A 2,548-nucleotide genomic window follows, 5' to 3' on the forward strand; every position below is an offset into this window, starting at 1 on the left:
GCGCTTCGTGCCGCCCGATGAGTTCGCCGAGCTGAAGGCGATCGGCGAGGCGATGGGCTTCAAGCACGTGGAGGCCGGGCCCTTCGTGCGCTCGAGCTACATGGCCCACAAGCACGTGGGGCTCTGATTGGCCGTCGACCCGCGCCGGCCGCCTTGTCGGGATGCGGGACTAGGCTAGCGTCAATCAGCCGGTGCTTGGCAAGGCCGCTGCCGACGGGGAGGTGCCCGGCAGGGCGGCCGCAAGCCCCCCGCCGCGTTCGTGCAGCAGTCGGTGACAGGCCGCGCAGAGGGTGATCAGGTTCGCCGCACTGTTGCGGCCGCCTCGCCGGCGCGGCTCCAGGTGGTGCACCTCGAGGAAGCGCGTGGAGTGGCAGCCCGGTGCCTGGCAATGGTGCCCATCGCGCGCGAGCACTTCACGCCGCATTGCCGGGGGAATCGACGCCCGGTTGGGTTCGCCTTCCCGATGCGTGCGACAGTCGCAGGCCGCCTGCGCGGCCACGACCGGCGCCACGGCGCGGCCGTCCGCCAGGCGCGCCGCGCCGCAGTCCTCGCAGCGGTAGATCACGACCTGGTAGGGCGGCTCGCTTTGTACACGTGTACACTTGGCCTCCGTTTGTACACGTGTACACTCCGCCTCGGCCAGCGCCGCGAAGGCCGCCAGCAGCAGCTCCTCCTTCGCCTCGGCGTGGCCCTGCTTCCGCAGGCGTTCGACGATGGCCAGCCAGCGGGCGTGCTGCTCCGGCTCGAGCGCGAAGCTCACCTGAACCTTTGGCGCGGGTGCGGGCAGCAGCGCGCGTGTAGTCTTCCGCTCGGCGTTGGGTGCCAGCAAGTCACCCTGGCCGGGAGGGCGCCGCGCTTCGCTGCGGCTCTCCCGAATCCGCGACTCGAGATGGCGCGCGCTGCTCTGCTTCGCGAGGGCGATCCACTGGCCCTCGGAGCGCGGCGTGGCGACGGCCGCCACGCTGCGGGCCTTGGTCCAGGGCAGCTCACCGGCCTCAACCGAGGCGCGCAGCTGGGGTAGCCCGTCCAGCGACTCGGCCAGCCGAATGAACTGGTAGATCTTCGCCTGCCCGAAGCCGAGCACGGCCTCGGCGTAGGCATGAATGCTGGAGTGGCCGCAATCGCGGTAGAGGCGCCGGCGCATCAGCTCGGCGAACCAGAGTACGGCGTTTTGCTCGGCGCGGCGCAGCTCGGCGACGGCCACGCGCAGGTGGGCATCCACAGCAGCAGCGGGGAGATTCGGCACGAAGTCGGACATGGACAGTCCTCGTAGGATCGAGGACATGGGAGGTGGGGAGGCCAGTAATATACTATGGGATCTAGTAGAGGTCAAGCGCATCGCCGCGGAAGACACCAACTTCGCAAGCCGGCGTACGCACGGCCGCCGGCACGGGCTCAACGGCGGTCTGCCCCTCGTCCCTCTGGCCTGGATCCGCTTGACGGATCAGGCTAGCGCAGCGCACTTCAGTTGTTCCGAGTCGCCTGCATGGCCTCCCCGGACCGGCGATAGAGATCGATGACGATGTCCCGAAAGTCGTCCAAGCGATCGGCGTCCTGGGGAGACGTGAAGACGAAGATCGAGGAGCCGTGCAGGTTCGCAGCTCCCGCGAGATGAGGATCCATGTATCGCAGGAGGAGCCCCGCGATCTGGGCACCAGGATGCATGAGCTGCGACTTCCAGCCGCGCGGCCGTGGCGTGTAAGGCGTGCGGGCCATCTTCGTGACCGCCTCGACGATCGGCCCAGGGTGCTCGCCTGCGAGCAGGGAGTCCACCCTGATGCTGACGACAGCGCTCCCATGGTAAGCCATGTACGGGCGGTCCGAATCCGGCTCGTAGCAGAGCGGGAAGCGTGCCTTCGAGATCGGCTCCATCTCCAGGATGGCGCCAACGAAATACACGTAGTCTCCGCCAGGCGCGTCACGCGGATCCCTGCCGTGCGCAGGCGGCAGGTGGAGGGCCTCCAGAGAATCGGCCGTGGTCGCGGAGTCGGGCAGGTCGAAGAAGTCGTGATAGAAGAGCGACGTTGGATCATCAGTCAGCGGATTCGGGCTGGCCTTCAGGAAGTGGCTCCAGGCGGAGACCGGCAGCGCCCCCAGGACGGCCGAGAGCGCAAGCGCAAGGAAGCGTCTCATCGCATCTCCTTCCCCTTCGGGCCTCGCCCGCAGCTTCGGCAGCTCAGGCCAAGCTGAAGATGGGCTGCAGCTGGGGTTCAGCGCAAGCGCCAGAAGCTCCAGGCGAGCAGCAGCCAGCCGGCGAGAAAGGCGAGGCCGCCCAGCGGCGTGATCGCGCCCAGCCAGCGCAGTCCGCTGAGCGCGAGCGCGTAGAGGCTGCCCGAGAAGACGAGCGTCCCCGCCACGAAGCACCAGCCCGCCGCGCGCGCCGCGCACCGCCGCCCCGCTCGAGCACCCAGGCCACCGCGAGCAGTGCGACGACATGGTAGAACTGGTAGCGCAGGCGGCGGCGACGCGCATCACCCGGCTGCGCCGATCACTTGAGCATCACCAGCCGCGCGCTCGCCGCGCCCGCCGCCGTCTCGGCGCGGGCCCC

4 protein-coding genes are annotated in these 2,548 nt (G+C 69.3%); 1 reads left to right on the top strand and 3 read right to left on the bottom strand.

Annotation, left to right across the window (positions count from 1 at the left end):
- On the top strand, positions 1-127 hold a 127-nt coding region (locus FJ251_15390), incomplete at its 5' end, for a lipoyl synthase (GenBank protein ID MBM4119086.1).
- A gap of 57 nt (positions 128-184) precedes the next feature.
- Here the strand turns inward: FJ251_15390 and FJ251_15395 are convergent.
- The 3 genes from FJ251_15395 to FJ251_15405 form a co-directional block, all read right to left on the bottom strand.
- Positions 185-1,339, bottom strand: a complete 1,155-nt coding sequence (locus FJ251_15395; GenBank protein ID MBM4119087.1) for an HNH endonuclease — start codon at positions 1,337-1,339, stop codon at positions 185-187.
- 125 nt (positions 1,340-1,464) lie between these two features.
- A complete protein-coding gene (locus tag FJ251_15400) occupies positions 1,465-2,133 on the bottom strand; it encodes a hypothetical protein (GenBank protein ID MBM4119088.1) in 669 nt (222 codons plus the stop codon).
- Between the two features lie 77 nt (positions 2,134-2,210).
- Positions 2,211-2,411: a DUF423 domain-containing protein gene (locus FJ251_15405; protein MBM4119089.1), complete on the bottom strand. Its 201-nt coding sequence runs from the start codon at positions 2,409-2,411 to the stop codon at positions 2,211-2,213.
- Positions 2,412-2,548: the final 137 nt, after the last annotated feature.

It is taken from the genome of bacterium (assembly GCA_016873475.1).
GTDB lineage: Bacteria > Krumholzibacteriota > Krumholzibacteriia > JACNKJ01 > JACNKJ01 > VGXI01.

Coding starts and splice junctions, on each gene's coding strand:
- FJ251_15400 (MBM4119088.1), bottom strand. CDS start 2,133: ATGAGACGCTTCCTTGCGCTTGCGCTCTCGGCCGTCCTGGGGGCGCTG.
- FJ251_15395 (MBM4119087.1), bottom strand. CDS start 1,339: ATGCGCTTGACCTCTACTAGATCCCATAGTATATTACTGGCCTCCCCA.